At 64.6% G+C, this 21645-nt stretch carries 22 protein-coding genes; 5 read left to right on the forward strand and 17 right to left on the reverse strand.

Annotated elements, in window-relative coordinates; genetic code table 11:
- The gene (locus tag PVE35_RS05185) at window positions 1–2364 is read left to right on the forward strand and encodes a DNA polymerase II (protein ID WP_277374010.1); all 2364 of its coding nucleotides are present in this window, start codon (window positions 1–3) and stop codon (window positions 2362–2364) included.
- A gap of 4 nt (window positions 2365–2368) precedes the next feature.
- Here the strand turns inward: PVE35_RS05185 and PVE35_RS05190 are convergent, their stop codons facing one another.
- From PVE35_RS05190 to PVE35_RS05240, 11 genes are all read right to left on the reverse strand, one after another.
- A complete protein-coding gene (locus tag PVE35_RS05190) occupies window positions 2369–2896 on the reverse strand; it encodes a DUF2878 domain-containing protein (protein ID WP_277374011.1) in 528 nt (175 codons plus the stop codon).
- Window positions 2889–4163, reverse strand: coding sequence for a cyclopropane-fatty-acyl-phospholipid synthase family protein (locus PVE35_RS05195; RefSeq protein ID WP_277374012.1), 1275 nt, complete (start codon window positions 4161–4163; stop codon window positions 2889–2891). Before PVE35_RS05195 ends, PVE35_RS05190 begins: the two co-directional genes overlap by 8 nt.
- A complete protein-coding gene (locus PVE35_RS05200) occupies window positions 4150–4950 on the reverse strand; it encodes a DUF1365 domain-containing protein (protein ID WP_277374013.1) in 801 nt (266 codons plus the stop codon). Before PVE35_RS05200 ends, PVE35_RS05195 begins: the two co-directional genes overlap by 14 nt.
- The gene (locus PVE35_RS05205; protein ID WP_277374014.1) at window positions 4947–6194 is read right to left on the reverse strand and encodes an FAD-dependent oxidoreductase; all 1248 of its coding nucleotides are present in this window, start codon (window positions 6192–6194) and stop codon (window positions 4947–4949) included. Before PVE35_RS05205 ends, PVE35_RS05200 begins: the two co-directional genes overlap by 4 nt.
- A complete protein-coding gene (locus tag PVE35_RS05210; RefSeq protein WP_268181782.1) occupies window positions 6191–6946 on the reverse strand; it encodes an SDR family NAD(P)-dependent oxidoreductase in 756 nt (251 codons plus the stop codon). The genes PVE35_RS05205 and PVE35_RS05210 overlap by 4 nt, the downstream gene beginning before the upstream one ends.
- The gene (locus PVE35_RS05215) at window positions 6943–7365 is read right to left on the reverse strand and encodes a nuclear transport factor 2 family protein (protein WP_268181784.1); all 423 of its coding nucleotides are present in this window, start codon (window positions 7363–7365) and stop codon (window positions 6943–6945) included. The genes PVE35_RS05210 and PVE35_RS05215 overlap by 4 nt, the downstream gene beginning before the upstream one ends.
- A complete protein-coding gene (gene phrB / locus PVE35_RS05220; RefSeq protein ID WP_277374015.1) occupies window positions 7362–8801 on the reverse strand; it encodes a deoxyribodipyrimidine photo-lyase in 1440 nt (479 codons plus the stop codon). Before phrB ends, PVE35_RS05215 begins: the two co-directional genes overlap by 4 nt.
- The gene (locus PVE35_RS05225; RefSeq protein ID WP_268181788.1) at window positions 8789–9745 is read right to left on the reverse strand and encodes a MerR family transcriptional regulator; all 957 of its coding nucleotides are present in this window, start codon (window positions 9743–9745) and stop codon (window positions 8789–8791) included. The genes phrB and PVE35_RS05225 overlap by 13 nt, the downstream gene beginning before the upstream one ends.
- 4 nt (window positions 9746–9749) lie before the next feature.
- Window positions 9750–10700, reverse strand: coding sequence for a DUF523 and DUF1722 domain-containing protein (locus PVE35_RS05230; protein ID WP_268181790.1), 951 nt, complete (start codon window positions 10698–10700; stop codon window positions 9750–9752).
- Window positions 10701–10966: 266 nt separating this feature from the next.
- Window positions 10967–11197, reverse strand: a complete 231-nt coding sequence (locus PVE35_RS05235) for a TIGR02450 family Trp-rich protein (protein ID WP_277374016.1) — start codon at window positions 11195–11197, stop codon at window positions 10967–10969.
- On the reverse strand, window positions 11194–12174 hold the full coding sequence (locus PVE35_RS05240) for an NAD(P)/FAD-dependent oxidoreductase (RefSeq protein WP_268181794.1): 981 nt from the start codon (window positions 12172–12174) through the stop codon (window positions 11194–11196). Before PVE35_RS05240 ends, PVE35_RS05235 begins: the two co-directional genes overlap by 4 nt.
- Window positions 12175–12517: 343 nt before the next feature.
- Between PVE35_RS05240 and PVE35_RS05245 the strand changes: the two genes are divergently transcribed.
- Both PVE35_RS05245 and hemH read left to right on the forward strand, forming a co-directional pair.
- On the forward strand, window positions 12518–13417 hold the full coding sequence (locus PVE35_RS05245) for a TIGR01777 family oxidoreductase (RefSeq protein WP_277374017.1): 900 nt from the start codon (window positions 12518–12520) through the stop codon (window positions 13415–13417).
- Window positions 13418–13438: 21 nt separating this feature from the next.
- On the forward strand, window positions 13439–14461 hold the full coding sequence (hemH, locus tag PVE35_RS05250; protein WP_277374018.1) for a ferrochelatase: 1023 nt from the start codon (window positions 13439–13441) through the stop codon (window positions 14459–14461).
- Window positions 14462–15499: 1038 nt separating this feature from the next.
- On the opposite strand, the gene PVE35_RS05255 is transcribed toward hemH, so the two are convergent.
- Window positions 15500–15850 carry a hypothetical protein gene (locus tag PVE35_RS05255; RefSeq protein WP_277374019.1) on the reverse strand — a complete coding sequence of 117 codons (351 nt, stop codon included), beginning with the start codon at window positions 15848–15850 and terminating at the stop codon, window positions 15500–15502.
- 263 nt (window positions 15851–16113) lie between these two features.
- Here PVE35_RS05255 and PVE35_RS05260 point away from each other — a divergent pair, with 263 nt between their 5' ends.
- Window positions 16114–16815 (forward strand): hypothetical protein, encoded by a 702-nt coding sequence (locus tag PVE35_RS05260; protein ID WP_277374851.1) that lies wholly within the window; start codon window positions 16114–16116, stop codon window positions 16813–16815.
- A gap of 3 nt (window positions 16816–16818) precedes the next feature.
- Here the strand turns inward: PVE35_RS05260 and PVE35_RS05265 are convergent, their stop codons facing one another.
- Both PVE35_RS05265 and PVE35_RS05270 read right to left on the reverse strand, forming a co-directional pair.
- The gene (locus tag PVE35_RS05265) at window positions 16819–17544 is read right to left on the reverse strand and encodes a transporter substrate-binding domain-containing protein (protein ID WP_268181802.1); all 726 of its coding nucleotides are present in this window, start codon (window positions 17542–17544) and stop codon (window positions 16819–16821) included.
- A 92-nt stretch (window positions 17545–17636) separates the two neighbouring features.
- Window positions 17637–17978: a zinc ribbon domain-containing protein YjdM gene (locus tag PVE35_RS05270; protein ID WP_268181804.1), complete on the reverse strand. Its 342-nt coding sequence runs from the start codon at window positions 17976–17978 to the stop codon at window positions 17637–17639.
- A 445-nt stretch (window positions 17979–18423) separates the two neighbouring features.
- On the opposite strand from PVE35_RS05270, the gene PVE35_RS05275 reads away from it, so the two are divergent.
- Entirely contained in the window at window positions 18424–19224 is an 801-nt protein-coding gene (locus PVE35_RS05275) for a type 1 glutamine amidotransferase (protein ID WP_268181805.1), read from the forward strand.
- Window positions 19225–19250: 26 nt separating this feature from the next.
- On the opposite strand, the gene PVE35_RS05280 is transcribed toward PVE35_RS05275, so the two are convergent.
- The 3 genes from PVE35_RS05280 to PVE35_RS05290 form a co-directional block, all read right to left on the reverse strand.
- Window positions 19251–19724 carry an LEA type 2 family protein gene (locus PVE35_RS05280; protein WP_277374020.1) on the reverse strand — a complete coding sequence of 158 codons (474 nt, stop codon included), beginning with the start codon at window positions 19722–19724 and terminating at the stop codon, window positions 19251–19253.
- Between the two features lie 52 nt (window positions 19725–19776).
- Entirely contained in the window at window positions 19777–20622 is an 846-nt protein-coding gene (locus PVE35_RS05285; RefSeq protein ID WP_277374021.1) for a DMT family transporter, read from the reverse strand.
- 106 nt (window positions 20623–20728) lie between these two features.
- Entirely contained in the window at window positions 20729–21535 is an 807-nt protein-coding gene (locus PVE35_RS05290; RefSeq protein ID WP_277374022.1) for an outer membrane protein OmpK, read from the reverse strand.
- Window positions 21536–21645: the final 110 nt, after the last annotated feature.

Raw genomic sequence — 21645 nt, forward strand, 5'->3', positions numbered from 1 at the left:
ATGACGCAACCCCAACAAGGCTTCGTGCTCAGCCGCCATTGGCGGGATACGCCGGAGGGCACCGAGGTGGCCTTCTGGCTGGCCACCGATGCCGGCCCGCGCCAGGTGCGCCTGCCGCCTCAGGAGTCGGTGGCCTTTATCCCCGCCGAGCAGCGCGCCTGGGCCGAACCGTTGCTGCGTAATGAGAAGGGTGTCGAGCTGCGCGAGCTTGGGTTGCGCGACTTCAAGCGCCGCCCGGTGCTGGGCCTTTACTGCCGCCAGTACCGTCAGTTGCTGCAGTTGGAGAAGAAGCTGCGCCAGGTCGGCGTCGACGTCTTTGAGGCCGATATCCGCCCGCCGGATCGCTACCTGATGGAGCGTTTCATCACCGCAACGGTGGCCTTCGAGGGCGTCGAACAGCAGGACGGCAGCCTGTCATGCAAGTCGCTCAAACCTGCCGCCGATTACCGCCCGGTGCTGCGCCTGGTGTCGCTGGATATCGAGACCAGCGCCCGTGGCGAGCTGTATTCCATCGCCCTGGAAGGCTGCGGCCAGCGCCAGGTGTACATGCTCGGCCCGGCCAATGGTGACGCCAGCGGCGTCGACTTCGACCTGGAGTACTGCGACAGCCGCAAGGCGCTGCTGGAGCGCCTGAATGCCTGGCTGGCTCAGTATGATCCCGATGCCGTCATCGGCTGGAACCTGGTGCAGTTCGACCTGCGCGTGCTGCGCGATCATGCCGAGCAGTTCAAGGTGCCGCTGCTGCTGGGGCGGGGCGGCGACGTGATGGGCTGGCGCCAGCACAACAGCAGCCAGCACTACTTCGCCGAGGCAGCCGGGCGGCTGATCATCGACGGCATCGAGGCGCTGCGTTCGGCCACCTGGAGTTTCTCCTCGTTCAGCCTCGAATCGGTAGCGCAGACCCTGCTCGGCGAGGGCAAGGCCATCGACACGCCCTATGCACGGATGGACGAGATCCAGCGCATGTTCGATGAGGACAAGCCGGCGCTGGCCCGCTACAACCTCAAGGACTGCGAGCTGGTCACGCGCATCTTCGCCCACACCGATCTACTCGCCTTCCTCCTGGAGCGCTCCAGCGTCACCGGCCTGGCCGCCGACCGCAGCGGCGGCTCGGTGGCGGCTTTCACCCACCTGTACCTGCCGCCCATGCACCGCCTGGGCTTCGTCGCGCCCAATCTTGGCGACATTCGTGGCGAGAACAGCCCCGGCGGCTTCGTCATGGATTCGCGCCCTGGCCTCTACGACTCGGTGCTGGTGCTGGACTACAAGAGCCTGTACCCCTCGATCATCCGCAGCTTTCTGATCGACCCAGTAGGGCTGGTGGAAGGCTTGCACCAGCCAGATGATGAACACTCGGTGGAAGGTTTTCGCGGCGCACGCTTCTCCCGCACCCGGCATTGCCTGCCGGCCATCGTCGAGCGCGTCTGGCAGGGGCGCGAGGCGGCCAAGCGTGAAGGCAACCAGCCGCTTTCGCAGGCGTTGAAAATCATCATGAACGCCTTCTACGGCGTGCTCGGCTCCAGCGGCTGCCGCTTCTTCGACCCGCGCCTGGCCTCGTCCATCACCCTGCGCGGGCACCAGATCATGAAGCGCACCCGCGAGCTGATCGAGGCCGAAGGCCATGCGGTGATCTATGGCGATACCGATTCCACCTTCGTCTGGCTTGGCCGCGCCCATGACGAGGAGGAGGCGACGCGCATCGGTCGTGCGCTGGTAGCCCGTGTGAACGCCTGGTGGCGCGAGCATCTGCAAAGTGAGTACGGCCTGAACAGCGCCCTGGAACTGCAGTTCGAGACTCACTACCGGCGCTTTCTCATGCCCACCATTCGCGGCACCGAGGAGGGCAGCAAGAAGCGCTATGCCGGCCTGGTACGCACCGTCGATGGCAGCGAGCGCATGGTGTTCAAGGGCCTGGAGACGGTACGCACCGACTGGTCGCCACTGGCGCAGCGCTTCCAGCAGGAGCTGTACCGCCTGGTATTTGCCGGCCAGCCCTACGAGGACTATGTGCGCGACTACGTGAAGCGCACCCTGGCCGGCGAGCTGGACGAACTGCTGGTGTACCGCAAGCGTTTGCGCCGGCGCCTCGACGACTACCAACGCAATGTGCCGCCGCATGTGCGCGCCGCGCGCCTGGCCGACGAGCACAACCAGCGTCTGGGCCGGCCGCTGCAATACCAGCGCGGCGGCTGGATCAGCTACCTGATCACCACGGCCGGGCCGCAACCGCTGGAGCGCCTGCTGTCGCGCGTGGACTACGAGCACTACATCGGCCGGCAGCTCAAGCCGGTGGCCGATGCCATCCTGCCCTTCGTCGGGGGGGATTTCGAGCGTTTGCTGGATGGGCAGTTGGGGTTGTTCTGAACCTTCAGCTCAGGCGCTGGCGGCGCAACTGGTCTTCGTACTGCGCCCGATACAACCTGGCAAAACCATGTAGCACCGGCATCACCGCCGCCCAGATCACCGCCAGCAGGGCCAGGGTCGGCCAGGTGCCCAGGGGCAGGCTGACGTCGGCGAGCTGCGCGCCGCCGTAGTAGGACAGCGGCGCACCGAGGGCGCCGAGCAGGCTGCCGCGCCACCAGGGTTGCGCCGTCCAGGCCAGGCAGTGGTTGAGGGTGGTCGCCAGCAGCAGCCAGAGCAGGGCCAGCCACAGCGGAATCAACTGGCGTGGCTCACCGAAGTCGAATACCCCGAGGTTGAGCAGAAAGCTGTCCAGCGCGCTGCCGGCGAGGAACACGCTGAGCAGCAGCTTGCCTTCCGCCGCCCAGCTACTTACCCACAGCAGGTGCACCGCCAACACCCCGGCCACCACCAGCAGCCAGAGGCCGTCACCGCCCAGCACGCAGGCGAGCCAGCCAAGCTGGAAGAGAAGGGCGTTGGCGATCAGTTTAGGCATCGAGGTTTCCTAGAAGGGGAGCAGGCCGCGCCGAGGGTTTGGCCAGCAGCAGTTGGGCGGTGCCAATGGTGCGTTCGAGGAAGCCCCCTTCGCAATAGCACAGGTAGAACTCCCACAGCCGGTAGAAATAATCGTCGTAACCCAGTTGCTCGAGGCGATGCCGCGCCTGGCGCAGGTTGTCGTGCCAGATACGCAGGGTGCGCGCGTAGTGCAGGCCGAAGTCTTCCATGTGGTGCAGGTTGAGGTCGGTATGCCGGCTGACCACGTCGAGCATCTTGTGCATCGACGGCAGCGCGCCGCCGGGGAAGATGTAGCGCTGGATGAAGTCGACGCTGCGCCGCGCCTGTTCGTAGCGCTGGTCGCGGATGGTGATGGCCTGCAGCAGCATCAGCCCATCGGGCTTGAGCAAGCGCGCGCACTGGGCGAAGTAGGTGGGCAGGAAGTGATGGCCGACGGCTTCGATCATTTCGATGGACACCAGTTTGTCGTACTGGCCGCTCAGGTCGCGGTAGTCCTCCAGCAGCAGGGTGATGCGATCTTCCAGGCCTAGCTCGCGAATGCGCTGCTGGGTATGGGCGTACTGTTCGCGTGACAGGGTGGTGGTGGTCACCCGGCAGCCGTAGCGGGTCGCGGCGTGGATGGCCATGCTGCCCCAGCCGGTGCCGATCTCCAGCAGGTGGTCGCTGCGCTTGAGATCGAGCTTCTGGCAGATGCGTTCGAGCTTGTTCAGCTGGGCCTGTAGCAGACTCTCGTCGTCGCTGCGGAACATCGCTGCCGAGTACATCATGGTGGGGTCGAGGAACTGCTCGAACAGCTCGTTGCCCAGGTCGTAGTGCGCGGCGATGTTGCGCCGCGAGCCGCTGCGGGTATTGCGGTTGAGCCAGTGCAGGCCCTGGATCAGCGGGCGCCCCAGGCGCGCCAGACCGCCCTCCATGGCATCGAGCACGTCGAGGTTGGCGACGAAGATGCGGATCACCGCGGTCAGATCCGGGGTGCTCCAGTAGCCGTGAATATAGGCCTCGCCCGAGCCGATCGAGCCGTTGCCGGCCACCAGACCCCAGACGGCCGGGTCGTGCACTTCGATCTCGGCGCGCAGACGCGCCTGCGGGTCACCGAAGTGCAGGCTGTCGCCGGCTTCGTGGATGATCAGCAGGCCGTGGCGCAGATTCTGCAACTGGCGCAGTACGGCGCGGCGCAGCAGGCTGGCACCGATGCCGTTGCCGCTGCGCACCAGGTTCTTCGCGGAGTTCAGGCTAGAGCTTTTCATGGGGCATGTCCTTCGCTTGTGGGCGGGCGACGCGGAAGCTGCCTTCTGCGGGCCGGTGGTCAAAAATCGGGATGCGCTTGAGCAGCAGGCGCAGGGCCTGCCAATAGATGGCCAGCAGGGTCTTGCCGGCCATCCAGGGAAAACTCAGCAGATAGCGATGCAGGCTGGCGCGGGTCAGGGGTTGACGCTGCAAGGCCAGGCTGGCGTCGAACACCTTGGTGTCGCCCTGCCAGTCGGCCATGTGCACGCCCAGGCGCTCGCCCACTGGGCTGAGGCTCATGCGGTACTGCAGCTCGCGCGGCAGGAAGGGCGAGACGTGAAAGGCCTTGTCCACGCTGAAGCGCTGGCGCCCTTCGCCACTGGCCGGCAGCACGTAGTGATAACGCTCGCGCCAGGGCGTGTTGCTGACTTCGCAGAGCACCGCCATCAGCCGTTGTTCGGCGTCGTGGCAATAGAAGAGGCTCACCGGGTTGAAGGCCAGGCCCCAGCTACGCGGCTGCGTCAGCACGCAGATGCGCCCCTGCGGGCGGATGCCGAGGGCCGCTTGCACGCGGTCGCGCACCGCCTCGTGCAAAGGCGTGCCCTGGCGTGTGGCCTCGGGCAGATAGTCGCTTTCGCGGAAGGCGAAGGGCGCCCAGCGACCGGCGCCGGCCAGACGCGACAGGGCGAACAGTTGCGCCTGTTCGCTCAGATCCAGATACAGCAGGCCCATGCGATAGCGGAAGGCATGCTTGCGCGGGGCGAAGCGACGGTGCTGCACCCAGCCGTTGTACAGGGCGCTGATCACCAGCTTTCCCCCAGCTCGCGGGCCACGCGCAGGGCGCTGACCACGCCATCCTCGTGGAAGCCATTGGCCCAGTAGGCGCCGCAGAAGTAGCTGTGCTGCGCACCGGCCAGTTCCTGCCAGCGTGCCTGCGCGGCGATGCCGGCCAGGCTGTACTGCGGGTGGGCGTACTGGAAGCGGCCGAGGATCTGGCGCGGGTCGATGGTGGCGGTCTGGTTGAGGCTGACGCAGAAGGTGGTTTCGCTGTCGATGCCCTGCAGGATGTTCATGTCGTAGGTGACGGCGGCTGGATGTTCGCTGGGGCCGCCGAGGCGATAGTTCCAGCTGGCCCAGGCCAGGGGGCGTTTGGGTAACAGGCGGGTGTCGGTGTGCAGCACCACGTCGTTGTTGGCATAGGGCAGGGCGCCGAGGATGTCCCGTTCGGCCTGGCTGGGCTGGGCCAGCAGGGCCAGGGCCTGGTCGCTGTGGCAGGCGAACACCACCTTGTCGAAGCGTTCGCTACCGGCGGCGCTGTGCAGGGTCACACCGTCGGCGTCGCGCTCGACGCGCAGCACCGGGCAGTTGAGGCGGATACGCTCGGCGAAGCTGGCGGTCAGCGGTGCCACGTAGCTGCGCGAGCCCCCTTCTATCACGTGCCATTGCGGGCGATCGCTCACCGACAGCAGGCCGTGGTTCTTGAAGAAGCGCACGAAGAACTGCAGCGGGAAGGCCAGCATGTCCACCAGCGACATCGACCAGATCGCCGCACCCATGGGCACGATGTAGTGCTCGATGAAGCGCCGGCCGTAACCGTTGCGGGTTAGGTAGTCACCCAGGGTCATGTCGGCGGCGATGCGGCCCTGGTCGAGGTCGTCCAGGGCCTTGCGGTTGAAGCGCAGGATGTCACGCACCATGCCCCAGAAGGCCGGCGATAGCAGGTTGCTGCGTTGGGCGAAGAGGGTATTGAGGTCGTGGCCGTTGTATTCCGTGCCGGTCACTGGGTCGCTGACCGAGAAACTCATCTCGGTGGGCTTGAAGGCCACGCCCAGCTCGTTCAGCAGGCGGATGAAGTTGGGGTAGGTCCAGTCATTGAAGACGATGAAGCCGGTGTCGATGGCGTAGGCGCGGCCATTCACCTCCACATCCACGGTATGGGTGTGGCCTCCGATCCAGTCACTGGTCTCGAACACCTGAATGTCATGGTTGCGCTGGAGCAGGTAGGCGCAGGTCAGGCCGGCGATGCCGCTGCCGACGATGGCGATTTTCATTGAGCGTCCTCGTTACGCGCCAGGCGCCGGCCGATGGCCAGTTGCAGGCGGCTGGGCAGGCTGCCGAGCAGTTTCAGCACGGCGATGAAGGGGGTGGGGAAGGCGATTTCGTGCGGGCGCTTGTCCAGGCGTTCGGCGATGTAGCGCGCGGCGCGCTCCACCGGCCAGCGCATGGGCATGGGGAAGTCGTTCTTCTGCGTCAGCGGCGTGTCGACGAAACCAGGGCTGACCAGGGTAACGTCGATGCCTTCGGCGGCCAGGTCTATGCGCAGGCTCTGCAGCAGGTAGCGCATGGCCGCCTTGGAGGCGCCATAGGCTTCGGAGCGCGGCAACGGCAGGTAGGTCACCGAGCTGCCAACACCGACCAGATGCGGACGTTGCCCCTCACGCAACAGGGGCAGTGCCGCCTCGATGCAATGGCTGGCGGAGAACAGGTTGGCGCTGACCACACGCTCGATCATCGCTGCCTCGAACTGGCGCACCTCGACGTATTCGCAGGTGCCGGCGTTGAGGATGGCGCAGTCCAGCGCACCCCAGGCCTGGGCGATGCGCTGGCCGATGGCGCGCACCTGCTCGGCGTCGGTGAGATCCCCCGGTGCCACCAGAACCTGCTCGCCATAGCGTGCGGCCAGGGCCTGCAGCGGGCCGACGCTGCGCGCGCTGAGTGCGACTCGGTGGCCGGCGCGCAGCAGTTCTTCCGCCAGCGCCGCGCCGATGCCACTGCTGGCGCCGGTGAGCCAGATGCGTTTCATGCCAACCTCCGCTTCAGCCAGGCGATGACCCTGCCCATCAGGGGCAGGTGTTCGTAGAGCAGGGCACCGGCGTCGAAGTAGTCGCGGTGCTGGTAGACCTTGTCGCGCCAGCGCAGGTGCGAGCAGCCCTCCACGGCGATCTCGGCACCGCCGCGCAGGCGCGGATGGCGGTAGCGCATGGTCCAGCGCAGGTAGCCCTCGCCTTCGGCGACCTGATCGAAGCCGTGGAACTCGAACTGCAGGGCCTCGACATTGGCGTACAGCTCGGCGAAGTAGCGGCGCACGGCGCTCAGCCCATGCACCTCATGCAGTGGGTCGCGAAACGACACGTCATCGCTGTACAGCTCGCCGAGCAGGTCGAGGTTGTCCTTGTTCAGCGTAGCGAAGCGCTGGCCGAACTGGCGGAGAAAGTCGCTCATGCCAGGGCCTCTTCGCTGCCGGCCAGGTTCTTGAAGGCCGCCAGGGCGCGTTGCCGTGAGCGGGCCAGGTCGACTATCGGACGCGGGTAGCCGGCCGGAGCGAACAGGCCGCCGAGTGCGGACGGGTCATGGATGTCGCGCTTGTTCAGGCCTGCCAGTTCCGGCACCCATTGGCGGATGAAGTGACCGTCCGGGTCGAATTTCTGCGACTGGCTGATGGGGTTGAAGATGCGGAAGTAGGGCGCGGCGTCGGTGCCGGTGGAGGCGCTCCACTGCCAGCCGCCATTGTTCGCCGCCAGGTCGCCGTCGATCAGCTGGCGCATGAAGAAGCGTTCGCCTTCGCGCCAGTCGATCAGCAGGTTCTTGGTCAGGAACATGGCGACGATCATGCGCAGGCGGTTGTGCATCCAGCCGGTTTCGCGCAACTGGCGCATGGCCGCGTCGATGATCGGCAGGCCGGTGCGCCCTTCCTGCCAGGCCGCCAGTTCCTCGGGCGCCTGACGCCAGGGCACGGCTTCGGTCTCCAGGCGGAAGGCACGATGCATCGACACGCGCGGGTAGCCCACCAGGATGTGCTTGTAGAACTCGCGCCAGAGCAGCTCGTTGATCCAGGTGACGACGCCGGGGTTGCCGCTGTCGAATTCGCCTTTATTGGCCGCCAGCGCCGCATGCAGACACTGGCGTGGCGATAGCACGCCAGCGGCCAGGTAGGGAGATAGCTGGCTGGTGCCGGGCTTGGCGGGAAAATCGCGCTCGTCCTGGTAGTAGGCGACCTGCTCGTCGGCGAAGCGCGCCAGGCGTTGCTGGGCGACCTGTTCGCCGGCTGGCCAGAGGCTGCGTAGCAGATCACTGGGCGTGGCGAAACCTTCCACGGCAGTGGGCACCGGGTCGGCCGGCAGCGGCAGGGGCGCCTGCGGCCTGGGCGTGGGCTGCACGGCTGGGAGGCTCGCATGCAGGTGCTCGTAGCAGACCCGGCGGAACTGGCTATAGACCTGGAAGTAGCCACCCGAGCGGGTCAGCACGCTACCGGGGCGGAAGAAGATCTGGTCGAGGTGGCTGTACCAGTCGATGGCCTGCTGGGCGAGATAGGCCGCGACGGTTCGATCACGCTGGCTTTCGTTGACGCCATATTCCTCGTTGACGTGCACGGCGCAGACCTCGTGCGCATGGCACAGCTCGGCGATTACCGCCGGGGCTGCCTGCCAGTCGTCGCAGCGGCGTATCAGCAGTGGCACGCCGAGGGCCGCCAGTGCCTGGCTTAGCTGGGCCAGGTTGCGCAGCCAGAAATCCACCTTGCACGGGGCGTCGTCATGGCGCTGCCATTGCCCAGGGGTGATCAGGTATAAGGCGATGCTCGGCCCGGCGCCCATGGCCTGGTTCAGGGCGCTGTTGTCCTGCACGCGCAGGTCGCTGCGAAACCAGATCAGTCGGCGCATGACGGAACCTCCTGAGGGCCTAGCAGGCCACTGCTGCAAAGCCAGGCGTGGGCCGCCAGCGGGTCGCTGGCCGAATTCAGCGCGACCAGGGCATCGCGATGGATATGGGTAGCGGGGCCGGCAATCAGCAGCGGTACTGGAGATTGCTCGGCCAGACGTGGCAACTGACGGTGCACCAGGCTGCCGTCGAGCGCCTGTTCGGCATACAGCAGCAGGGCGCGTGGAACCATCTGCTCCAGCACGCCGAGCAGCTCGTTGGGCGGCACCGGCCAGTCGAAGACTTCCACCGGGCAATCGCTGGCGCTGATCAGCCAGGCGCTGAGCCAGAGCCCGGGCTCCATCGGTGCGTCGCCGATGTTGACCAGCAGCAGCGGCGCTCCGTTGGCCTGCCGGTTGCTGTGGTAGACGCGGGTAGCCAGCTTGCTGCGCAGCCAGGAGAAGAAGAACACCTGTTCGGCGCGGTTGCCGAACTGGCCCTGCCAACGCAGGCGCAAATCCCCCAACAGGGGCCAGAGCAACTGCGCGGCCAGGGTGGCCGCCGGGTATAACGCCAGGCTGGCATTGAAGCGCTCGTCCAGGCGGCGTTCGTTGAACTGGACGATGCAGGTCAGCAGTTCGTTGCGCAGGCGCGACCAGTTGTCGGTGTTCGTCGGTTGCGGCACCTGCTCGTGGTCGAGCAGCGACTTGACCTGGCCCACGGCCACGCCTCTGGCCAGCCAGGCGAGGATGGCCTGGATGCGCGTGACGTTGGCGGGTGAGTAGAGGCGGTGGCCCTTGGGGGTGCGGTAGGGCACGATCAGGCCATAGCGGCGTTCCCAGGCACGCAGGGTCACGGCATTGACGCCGGTGCTGCGTGCCACTTCGCGAATCGGCAGGTAGCCCTCGTCGAGGGCCTGACGATAGTCGTTGCCGGTTTCGTGATCGACCAGGGTATCGGTATTCATCGGGTCACAACGCATTGCGCAGGCTGAGGGGTTCCGGGTGCGGTTGCAGGTAGGCCTGCTCCGCGATGTAGCGATCCGGATGGCGGCGGAAGTGGTGCTTGAGCAGGGTCAGCGGCACCACCAGCGGCACGATACCGTCGCGGTACTGGCCGATCAGTTGCTGCATTTCCTGTTTCTCGTCGGCGCTCAGGGCGCGTTTGAGGTAGCCGCTCAGATGTTGCAGTACGTTGCTGTGGGTGCCGCGGGTGGCGCACTTTTGCAACGCCTTCATCAGTTCGCTGAAGTATTGCGGCGCCAGGCTGTCGAGCTCGTGCTGGGCGAGGTTACCGAGCAGGCGGCCAAGGGATTTGTAGCGCAGCGGGTCGGTGGCCATCAGCAGGTACTTGTAGCGCGAGTGGAAGGCGATCAGCGCGCCACGGCTGAGCCCCTCACGCAGCAGTCGTCGCCATTCGGCATGGGCATAGACGCGGGTGATGAAGTTTTCGCGCAGCACCGGATCCATCAGCCGGCCGGCTTCTTCCACCGGCAGATCGGGGTGACGGGCGCAGAAGTGGGCGGCGAAGATGCCGCGTCCCGGTTCGCTGGGGCGACCGCCTTGTTGATACACCTTGACCCGATGCAGCCCGCAAGACGGGGACTGCTGCATGAAGATGAAGCCATCGATGTCGTTCAGCTCGTCGGCCATGCGCTCGCCGTAGGCGGCCAGTGCGTCGGTGACGTCCCGCGAAGGGTCTACCGTGCCGACCGCGCGTGGCGCTTGCGGATCACCCACCAGGCGAATGGGTTCGCGCGGCACGCTCATGCCGATGCCCACTTCCGGGCAGGTCTTGATGAAGTCGAAATGCCGATTCAGTTCGCGGCTGCACAGTTGCGAAAGCTTGTGCCCACCGTTGTAGCGCACTTCGTCGCCCATGAGGCAGGCGCTGATACCCAGCTTGGGTCTGCTCGCTTGCATCGATATTCCCCTCTGATCTTGTACATGGCTATTGCCATGTACAACTTAGGGGGAATCATAGGCACAGAATTGTACGTGCACAATGTTTTTGTACAGCTTCTGTATTGCTTTTTGTGAGGGTCTTAGCAGGCCGTTGAAAAACGTAGGCGAGGCAGGCAAGGCAAGGCAAAAACAGCCGAAAAAGCGCAGTTTACGTGTTGTAAATGAGCATTTTGAGGCTGTTTTTAACGCAGTATTGCCAACGCAGGTAGTTTTTCAACGGCCTGTTAGCGCCAGCCTTGTTGCCAGCGCTCCGTATCCAGCAATTGCTGCCAGTCGATGTGTTCGCTGCGCCCCGTGAGCACGGCCTGCAGCTCCACGGCGACGACCCGCTCCTGCTCGTCACGCAGCAGTTCGGTGACCAGGAAATGCCGCTCGCGATTCTGTGGACGGCTGGCCGTCCACTTCGAGAGCAGCAGCTTGGCGGGATTCAGCCGACGCTTGGGCGGTGCGTTCATGCCAGGTGTTCGAGCAGGCGGCGCGCGGCGTCCTGACCGCTGAGCCAGGCCCCTTCGACGCGGCCGGACAGGCACCAGTCGCCACAGGCATACAGGCCCAGGTCGGCATCGGCCAGGGCGCCCCACTGGTGGGCCTGGGCCGGGCGTGCGTAGAGCCAGCGGTGGGCGAGGGTGAAGCTGGGCGCCGGCACGGCGCAGCCGATCAGCTCGGCGAAGGCACCATGCAGGTGCTCGATCACCGCGTCCTTGGGCAGATCCACATGCTGCCGACTCCAGGCACTGCTGGCATGCAGCACCCAGGTGTCGGGCTGCTGCTCGCGACCCGGCTTGCTGCGGTTACGGGCCAGCCAGTCGAGGGGGCTGTCCTGCACGAAGCAACCTTCGAGGCGCGTGTCGAGCGGGGTGTCGAAAGCCAGGGCGACGGCCCAGGTCGGCTCCATCACCACGCTGGCCGCAGTGCCGGCCAGCTTCGGGGCGGCGGCCAGCAGGGCACTGGCCTGGGGCGCGGGCGTGGCGACGATGACCTGGCTGAAGGGGCCATGGCTGGTGCCTTCGGCATCGAGCAGCGTCCAGTTCTGATCACCACGGAAGACCTCGGTGACGCGGCAGGAGAAATGCACCGGCAGGGCGCCGAGCAAGGCGCGGGTGATGGCGCTCATGCGTGGCGTGCCGACCCAGCGCACCTGTTCGTCCGGCGATGGGCTGAGTTGCCCGGACTGGCTGTTGTAGAGGCTTGGCAGCCACTGCGCGACCCAGCCACGGGCTTGCCACTGCTGTACCACCTCGACGAAGCGGCGATCTCGTGCGGTGAAGTACTGGGCACCCAGATCCAGGCTGCCGACGTCGCTGCGCTTGCTGGCCATGCGCCCACCGCTGCCACGGCTCTTGTCGAACAGCTCCACGTCGTGGCCGGCTGCATGCAGTGTCTGGGCGGCGGACAATCCGGCGAGGCCGGTGCCAATGATGGCGATGGTCATAATTTACCTCTTCAGCGCTGAATGCTTTAGGGCACCTCTAAAAACTACCTGCGTTGCCATCGCGTCGTTAAAAACAGTCTCAAAATGCTCATTTACAGCACGTAAACTGCGCTTTTTCGCCTGTTTTTGCCTTGCGCTGGCTGCCTCGCCTACGTTTTTAGAGGTGCCCTTTACAGGCTAAGACTTGGACAAAAGCTATACAGGGATGTTTTCATGTACATGGCCTCGTACTTTGCTCCTATTCTAGGTTTAGGACAAACCTGGCAATGAATAAAGGCACCTGTCGCTTTGTCTGGGCAGGTGCTAGCGGCACACTCGAGTTTTGCCCAGCGAGGAGCAGACCATGCATATCCTATTGACCGGCGGCACCGGCCTGATTGGCCGCAGTCTCTGTGCGTATTGGCACGAGCAGGGCCATCGTCTCACTGTCTGGAGCCGTGATCCAGCCAAGGTTGCGCGCCTGTGTGGCGAGGCGGTACGGGGTATCGCTGCGCTCGAAGAACTCGACGGCGAACCGCTCGATGCGGTGGTCAATCTGGCTGGCGCGCCCATTGCCGACCGGCCCTGGAGCCGCAAGCGCAAGGCGTTGCTGTGGGCCAGCCGCATCGACCTCACCGAGCAGTTGGTGACCTGGCTGGAGCGCCGTGAACAACGTCCGGCGGTGCTGCTCTCCGGCTCCGCCGTGGGCTGGTACGGCGACGGCGGGGATCAGGAACTGCGCGAGGACATGCAGCCGCTGGGCGATGACTTCGCCGCGCAGCTCTGTGGCGCCTGGGAGCAGGCCGCGCTGCGTGCACAGAGCCTGGGCATGCGGGTGGTGCTGCTGCGCACGGGGCTGGTGCTGGCGCGCGATGGCGGCCTGCTGGCGCGGCTGCGCCTGCCGTTTCGTCTGGGCCTGGGCGGTCGTCTCGGCGATGGGCGGCAGTGGATGCCGTGGATTCATATTGCCGATCAAATCGAGCTGATCGATTTTCTCTTGCAGCGGCCCGAGGCGCAGGGTCCTTATAATGCCTGCGCGCCGCTGCCGGTGCGCAATGCCGAATTCACCCAGGCGCTGGGGCAGGCACTGAGCCGGCCGACCTGGGTGCCGGTACCGGCCTTCGCCCTGCGTGCCGGCCTGGGTGAGATGGCCGAGCTGTTGCTCGGCGGTCAGCGTGCCTTGCCGAGTCGCTTGCTCGATGACGGTTTCAGTTTTCGTTTCACCCATCTGGATGTCGCCCTGACGGATGTGCTGGGCCATTGACCTTTATCACTAGGATTTCGCATGACCGATCACGCATTGCTGCTGGTTAATCTGGGTTCGCCGGCGTCCACCGAGGTGGCCGATGTGCGCCGTTATCTCAACCAGTTCCTCATGGATCCTTATGTGGTCGACCTGCCCTGGCCGCTGCGCCGGTTGCTGGTGTCGCTGATTCTGATCAAGCGCCCGGCCGCCTCGGCGCACGCCTATGCGTCGATCTGGTGGGAGGAGGGCTCGCCGCTGATCGTGCTCAGCCGCCGTTTGCAGGAATCGATGAAGGCACACTGGACGCGCGGCCCGGTGGAGCTGGCCATGCGTTATGGCCAGCCGTCCATCGAGTCGACCCTGCTGCGCCTGGCCGAGCAGGGAATTACTGAGGTCACCCTGGCGCCGCTCTACCCGCAGTTCGCCGACAGCACCACCACCACGGTGATCGAGGAAGCCAAGCGGGTGGTGCGTGAGCATGGCCTGAAGATGCGTTTCTCCATCCTGCCGCCATTCTTCGAGCAACCCGAGTACCTCGACGCCCTGGTGGCCAGCGCCAAACCCTATCTGGATCAGGGCTTCGACCATCTGCTGCTGAGCTTCCATGGTCTGCCGGAGCGCCACCTGCGCAAGCTCGACCCCAGCGGCCACTGCTTGAAGGGAGCGGACTGCTGCCGCACGGCTTCGCCCGAAGTGTTAGCCAAGTGTTATCGCGCGCAATGCATGCGCAGCGCCGAGTTGTTCGCCGAGCGCATGGGGTTGGCGCCGGGGCAGTGGTCGGTGAGCTTCCAGTCGCGTCTGGGGCGTGACAAGTGGATCGAGCCCTACACCGAGAACCGCCTCGACGAACTGGCCGCGCAGGGGGTGAAGAAACTCTTGGTGATGTGCCCGGCCTTCGTCGCCGACTGCATCGAGACGCTGGAGGAAATCGGCGATCGTGGCCGCGAGCAGTTCGTCGAGGCCGGCGGTGAAAGCCTGCAACTGGTGCCTTGTCTGAACGATCATCCGCAGTGGGCCGCGGCGCTGCAGATCCTGTGCGAGCGGGCTCCGCTGGCTGTGTGAGGGTTTTGGCTGCAGGGGGGGCGGGAATGCTTGGGTGAGACCGGACTGGCAAGTTTGTGTGTTGGTTTCGGTTGTTTTCGGTGTTCAAGCTGCTTATCGGCGTTTAGCTGATATCTCCTATTTCGCCCCCGGCGACCTTCTTTTGTCAAACGCCACAAAAGAAGGCAAAAAGGCTTGGCCCCGCCATCCGGCCCCGGCTTCGCCGGGGTTCGTTCGCTCCATCGCTGCTCCGAGGGTCGGCTTACAAGGGCCGTCCCTGGCCCTTTAAGCCTCTCGCGGCATCCATGCCGCTCGCCCCTCTGCGCAACGATTCCACTCACCCTCCTGAAGGGGCCATTCGCGCGCCTGAACGAACAGGTATGCCAGGTTAGTCCTGCGTGCTCTGAGGGCTGTGAAGTCGCAATGTGGCCGTCGGATTAAACCAATACTTTCATTCGCGTAGGGCGTACTCGAGAAGCAGTACGCCGTTGGTGGGAGTATTGAACGTAGGTTGTGGTGCCGAACTGGGCATGGCCCGGCGGACTGTTCGCTTAGGCTCCTGAGTCCGCCCTACGGCTGCCCCCATCAAGCACTCCGCGCTGCTCTGGGTTACCTCGGGTTCAGGCGCGTGCAGAGCCCGCCCAGGAGGGCGAACGGAATCGTCGTGGAAGAGGTTGAGCGACATGGATGTCGCGACGACTGCATGGATGCAGGAGGTAGAGCGACGCAGGATGCCAAAGCCGAGAGCCACGATGGGCCAGGGATGGCCCACCGTGGCGGGCCTCTGGAGCGGCGATGGAGTGAGCGAACCCTGGCGAAGCCAGGGCCGGATGATCGGGCGGAGGGTTTTGGTTACTTTTGTCGGGCCGGCCATCCGGGGCAAAAGTGACTCGCCCGGGAGGGCGAAACCAAAAACATCAGCAAAAACGCGGCAATTCGGAACAGGCATAAGAACAATCCACACAAGCTTGCCAGTCCGGCATCAAGACAGATTTCCCGAGATTCCACGAAAAACCCAAGAAAGACCCGTATCCACGATACGGGCCTTTCGCATGCGTACTACCAGCGCCTGTCGCGCCGCCAGTAGGGTTCACGATAAGGGGGCGGTGGGTACGGCCGGTAAGCTGGCACGACGACCACCCGCGTCGGCGGGTAGTAGTAACCCGGAGGCGGTGCATAGTAGGCCCGTGGTGCGTAATGCACCGGCTGCGCCGGGTAGTAATAGACCCGTGGCGGTGGCGGGCGATGAATCGGGGCGGGGCGGCTGGACGCGATCACGCCGCCGATGACCGCACCCGCCACCACACCGGCGATGGCAGCGTCACTGCGGTTCGACGCCTGGGCATTGCCCAGGCCGGCCAGCGTCAGGCTGGCAGCGATGGCGGCGATGAGTGGGACACGAGCTTGCATGGTGGCGACCTCCTGAGAATGCGCAGTGTCTTCGCGCAATGAATCAGACTGTCGCCGTTCGGCTTCGTTGTTCGGGCTTGTGTAAGGCTTGGGTAAAGGTGACGCGTTCGGCGAATCGCAGCGGCAAGACCCGGACGAGGGAATTTTACGCTTTACTGGATATCTGAACGGTGCCGCCTGTTGGCGGGATCGAGGCTGCTGGGGGCGGCGCGATGCGTTCGGAACGAGACCAGAGACGGGTACCTGCAAGCTGGCGGCGAGTGCTGCCGACACTGCTGTGCCTGGCATTGCTCGGTGGTTGCAGCGGGCGTCTGGACAACGACTCGATCATTCACAAGCGTAGCCCGGTCAAGCCCGCCGAGCTGTTGCAAACCGACGTCGACCGCATGGCGACCCTGGCCATGCGCAACAACCTCAACAGCCTGTACCGGCTGATGCACAAGCTCTACCAGCGCAACCCGCGAGAATGGCGCAAGAATGCCATGCCTGACAGTGCGAGCATGGAGCGGCAGATCCAGTACGCCATCGAGTACAATCAGGACTGGCCAAGCCTGGGTGGTCTGCGTGATGTGGCGGCCCTGGATTACGCCTTGAGTCCGGCGTTCCAGGGCGACCGGGTGGCTGCTTTCACCTATGCCATCGGCAGCATGCTGGTCACCGCGCACGGTGGGCGCACCGAGTTCTACCTGACCGACAGCTTCAATGCGCAGTTCATCTACAACGCCGCGCGCAACCTGGAGAAGGCCGCCTGGATGCTGGGCCAGCGCCGTGATGCCAGTGGTCGCCCCTTGCTGTTGTCCAACGAGGTGTCCGCGCAGGGCAGCAACCTCAGCTTCGCCGTGGAGTTCGGCAAGATGGTGGCGCGCCTCGATCTGTTGACGCACGTGCTGGAAGAACGCTACCGACGCATGGGCGCCAACTATGCACAGAGCCTGTTCCTGTTGAACTTCCTGCCCGTGCAGTAAGTGTCACTGTGTCCAGCGCTGCTCGATGCGCTGCAGCGTGCCATTTTCTCGCAATTTCACCAGCGCCTGAGAGAACTGCCGGGCGTGCTCGATATCGCCTTTGGCGAAGGCGACGAAGCGTGGCATCCGCACCAGCGGCCTGGGCAGAATGCGCACACGCTCCAGAGCATGCTGTTCACGCACGAAATACAGTAGCTGAGTGCGGTCGCCAACGATGAGGTCGATGCGCCCGGCCAGCAGCATCGACACCAGTTGACGCGGATTCTGCGCAGAGAGGTCGCGCATCAGAGCGGCCTGATCGAAGTCTTCCTCGTAGGCATAACCACGCACCTGGCCGATCACGTAGGGGCTCAGATCCTCCAGCGTCTGCCAGTCGTCGATGGCCGTCGTGGTTCGGGTCATGAAGACGGTGGTGCCACTGCGCAGTGGCCCGACCAGTTGGTATTGCGCCTGACGCTGCGCGGTTCCGGCGAACTGGAAGGCCATGTGTGCTTCGCCGCGGTCGAGCATGCGCTTGACCCGTTCCCAGGGATACAGACGGATGGCGTAGCTCACCTTGGCTTCCTGCAACACGGCGTCGACCAGTTCCACGTCCAGGCCAAGTGGCGTATCGCTTTCGCCAGTGATGAAGCTGTAGGGGGCGAATTGCTCGTCGCCCACCACGCGCCAGGTTTGCGCATGCAGCACGGGGCTGAGCAGAGCCAGCAGAAGTGGCAGCAGGTGGCGCATGGAGCGGTAATTCCGAGACTGTTCTGCCCTTGAGGCTAGCACCTGCTGGTGCCGCCTGCTGGGCAGAAGGTCACAGCGTCGAAGACGCGGCGTCAGACCTTGCGCACGAACTCGGACTTGAGTTTCATCGCGCCGATGCCGTCGATCTTGCAGTCGATGTCGTGATCGCCGTCGACCAGACGGATGTTCTTCACCTTGGTGCCGACCTTGACCACCAGCGACGAGCCCTTGACCTTGAGATCCTTGATCACGGTGATGGTGTCGCCGTCCTGCAGCAGGTTGCCCACCGAGTCCTTGATCACCCGCGCGTCGTCCTCGCTGGCGCTGGTTTCGCCAGCTTTCCACTCATGGGCGCACTCGGGGCAGACCAGTTGCTCACCGTCTTCGTAGGTGTATTCGGAGTTGCATTTGGGGCAGGGCGGCAGGGTGCTCAAGGGGTGTCCTCGGAGGTGGTTATAAACCGCATAGTGTATAGGGAATTAGCGCCCGATGCCCGCCTGGTAAGGCCGCGATGACACAGTATGTCAAAAATATTGGACTTCCAACATGACGCCTGAAGGCTTCCCTGATGTCCTGAGCAGCCTGTTTTTCTCCGCTATAGGTCAATCGCCTGATGTGGCGGCAAGAAAATAGATCGGTTAGATGTTTGACATATTTTACGGCTCGGGCACACTGGCGGCAGATTCCGCTACTGGTTCGGGTATCGGTTGCCGCATTGGGCAATCCTTTTCATGGAGCGAAAAGGCCTGGGTCATGTCGCCGTCGGAAGGTGGCCAGCGTGCAGGACGCTCGGTTGCGTGCGGAGTTAGCCAACCAGGTCGCGAGCATTTCGCCGGGCCTGTACAGCAACGACAGGCCCGGCCTGTCCCAAGGTGACGTATGTCCGACAACAAGATCCGCAATACCCCGCGCAAACCCGTCGTGTTGATGTCCATGGGCGCTCAGGAGCGCAAGGGCCACGCCTATCAGGTCATGACCCACAAGTACATTCAGCCCCTGGTCGAGTTCTCTGGCTGCGTGCCGCTGTTGGTGCCCACCTGCTGTGGCAGCGACGATATCGAACAGTATCTGGACATGGCCGATGGTGTGTACCTGACCGGGGCCGGCAGCAACATCGACCCGGCGCTCTACGGCCAGGAAAACCAGACCCCGGAAAAGACCCAGGATCGCGATCGCGACCTGTTCGACCTGCCGCTGATCAAGGCAGCCATCGCCCGTGGCCTGCCGATCTTCGGCATCTGTCGTGGCATGCAGGAAATCAACGTGGCGTTGGGTGGCGACATCTACCAGAAGGTCTATGCCGAGCCCGGCTTCAACGATCACCGCGAGAACCCCGAGGATCCGGTCGATGTGCAGTACGCGCCGAGCCACGGCGTGAAGCCGGTGGCCGGTAGCTGGTTCGCCAAGTTGATGGGGCAGGAAGAGATTCGCGTCAACTCCCTGCACGGCCAGGCCATCCGTACCCTGGGCAAGGGGCTGGAAGTGCTGGCCACCGCCGAGGATGGCCTGATAGAGGCGATCCATGGGCCGAGCCTGTCGCCCTTCCTGTTCGCCGTGCAATGGCATCCGGAATGGCAGGCAGCGCAGAATCCGGACTCGGTGAAGATCTTCCAGGCCTTTGGTGAGGCCTGCCGCCAGCAGGTGGCGAGGCGTCGTGGCCAGCCGGCCTGCGCAGCCTGAGGCAGAACCGGCCGCCAGTTCCTGCTTCAGTAGGGGTTTGGCGGCTGCGGCCAGCTTAGGGTGCCGCTGTCGCTGAAGCGGCGCGTGCCGAACAGGCCGTCGGCCAGCTTGCCGCGCAGCTCATAAGACAGTTCCTGGCCGGGGTGATAACCGGCGGCGCCCCAGGCCTGGCGCACCATCGAAAATGCAGAAATGCTCAGCGGCACGCTGACCAGCGTCTCGCCGAAGCGTGGCACGTCGCCATGCTGGTCGCTCACGCCACTGGCCAGCGGCTGCCCGTTGACATCCAGATCCAGCGCCATGCCATTGAAGCTCACCGCACTGTCATTGGGGTTCTGCACCCGCAGCTTGGCGGCGAAGCGCACTTCCAGGCCCTGGCTGGGCAATGGCTCCAGGCCAACCAGGTCGACCCGTAGCGGATCGCGATTGCTCAGGCTGGCACAGGCGGCGAGGCTGGCCGCAAGCAGCGTGAGCAGGCAGAGGCGAAGCAGGCGAGGCATGGCGATTTCCCCAGGCGTTGTGGGCTCATGTAGAAGACCGCTGCCAGGGCCATTAGCTCCCGGCGCGTTGTCGACTGCCCAATACCAGAGCGATTCCGCCGAGGACCGCCGCGGCGCTGAGCAGCAAGCGCAGGCTCAGGGCTTCGCCAAGCAGCAGACTGCCGCCCAGTGCCGCGAGGATTGGCACGCTGAGTTGCACGGTGGCGGCCTGGCTGGCGCGCAGACCGGGCAAAGCGCTGTACCAGATGGCATAGCCGATGCCCGAGGTCAGTGCGCCGGAAAGCAACGCATAGAGCAGGCCAGGCCCATCCCATTGCAACTGGTTCGATAGCGCCACGGCGAGCAGCACCGCCAGCGGCGTGGCACGCAGAAAGTTGCCGGCCGTTACCGCGAGCGGATCCCCTTGGCCGCGCCCCAGTAACGAATAGGCGCCCCAGGCGATGCCGGCGATCAGCATCAGCAGCGCGGCGGAGAATGGTGGCGCGCTGGCGCCCGGCAACAGCAAGGCCAGCAGGCCGGCGCTGGCCAGCAGGGTGCCGAGCGTGGCGAGGGGGCTAAGGCGCTCACCGCGCAGCAGGCCCCAGAGCAGCATGCTCAGTTGCACGGCGCCGAACAGCAGCAGGGCACCGACACCGGCGTCCAGTTGCAGATAGGCGAAGGAGAAGGCGGCGGCGTAGAGGAACAGCGCCAATGCCCCCGGCCAGTTGCCGGCCATGGGCTGCCGGGTGTGCCGCAGTTGCAACAGTACCCACAGGCTGAGGGCGCCGCTGAGCAGGCGTATGAAGGTGAAGCTGGCCGCGTCGATTTCGGTTTCCCGCAGCGCCAGGCGGCACAGCAGCGAGTTGCCGGCAAAGGCCAGCATGGCGAGAGCGGTGAGCAGCAGGGTGCGCGCTGACATCGTCCATCCTTGATGAAATCTGGTGATGTCCGGCAGCTAAGCACGTCAGGCTGGGCGAGGGCATTGGCAGAAGGTCGCAAATCCCTGCGACCCTGGTTCGTTGACCTCAGAAGTGCACCTTGACCAGCAGGCTGGCGGTGTTCTGGTTGGTGGGGCCGACGAAGTTGTCGCTGACGAAACCACCATCCCTGATGCCGTACTTGTGCTTCCAGTAGTCGTACTCGATGCCCACGTAGAGCTGCTTCTCGCCCCACTTCATGGCCTTGCCCAGGTCGTACTTGATCTGCGGGTTGAAGTGCAGGTTGGCGTGGTAGTCGCCACGGTGGTTCTCGTCGTTGTCCACCACCCAGTCCATGAAACCGTCAATGAGGATGTCCGAATCACCCACGGGAAGGGTGTAGCTCCATACCGGGGTGATCTGCCAGACGTTCTTGCCGGGGCGGCTGCTGTTGGGTTTGCGCAGATAGGTGTTGAGCTGGAAGTAGTCGAAGCCTGGGATGTCCAGGTCGACCGCCGGGCCGAGCAGGAAGGCGTCGACGTCCTTCTCGCCGAACTCGTAGGTGAAGGCCAGCAGCACGTCCTTGATCGGGCCGAAGGACAGGTCGGTACCGCTGATCTTGCCGAACGACAGGCGTGGGCTGAACTCGCCGTAGTAGGTGTGGCCGTCACCGTTGCCGTTCTGCGCCTCGCCGTTGTACTTGATCAGGTCGGTGAAGAAGAACAGGTCACCGAAGCTCCAGCCGCTGGCGTGCTCGAAGGTGATGGTCTGCTGGATTTCCGGGTCGACCTTGAAGTCGTGGCCATAGAGGTAGGTGAGGCTGTTGTTCTGCCACTGCAGCAGATCGCCGGCAACGGCCTGGCCGCCTGCCAGCAGGCCGCTGGCGAGCACCAGCGAAGAAAGGGTGCGATTCATGGAGGCTCCTGAATGGTGTCGTGTCGTTATGGTTATGAACCTGTCCGAGTGGTCAGGCTGCTGCTGCCATAGCAAAAACGGCGCCAATTCTCGTGATTGTGCTTATCCGT

Source organism: Pseudomonas sp. AA-38 (genome assembly GCF_029457475.1).
Taxonomy (GTDB): Bacteria; Pseudomonadota; Gammaproteobacteria; order Pseudomonadales; family Pseudomonadaceae; genus Aquipseudomonas.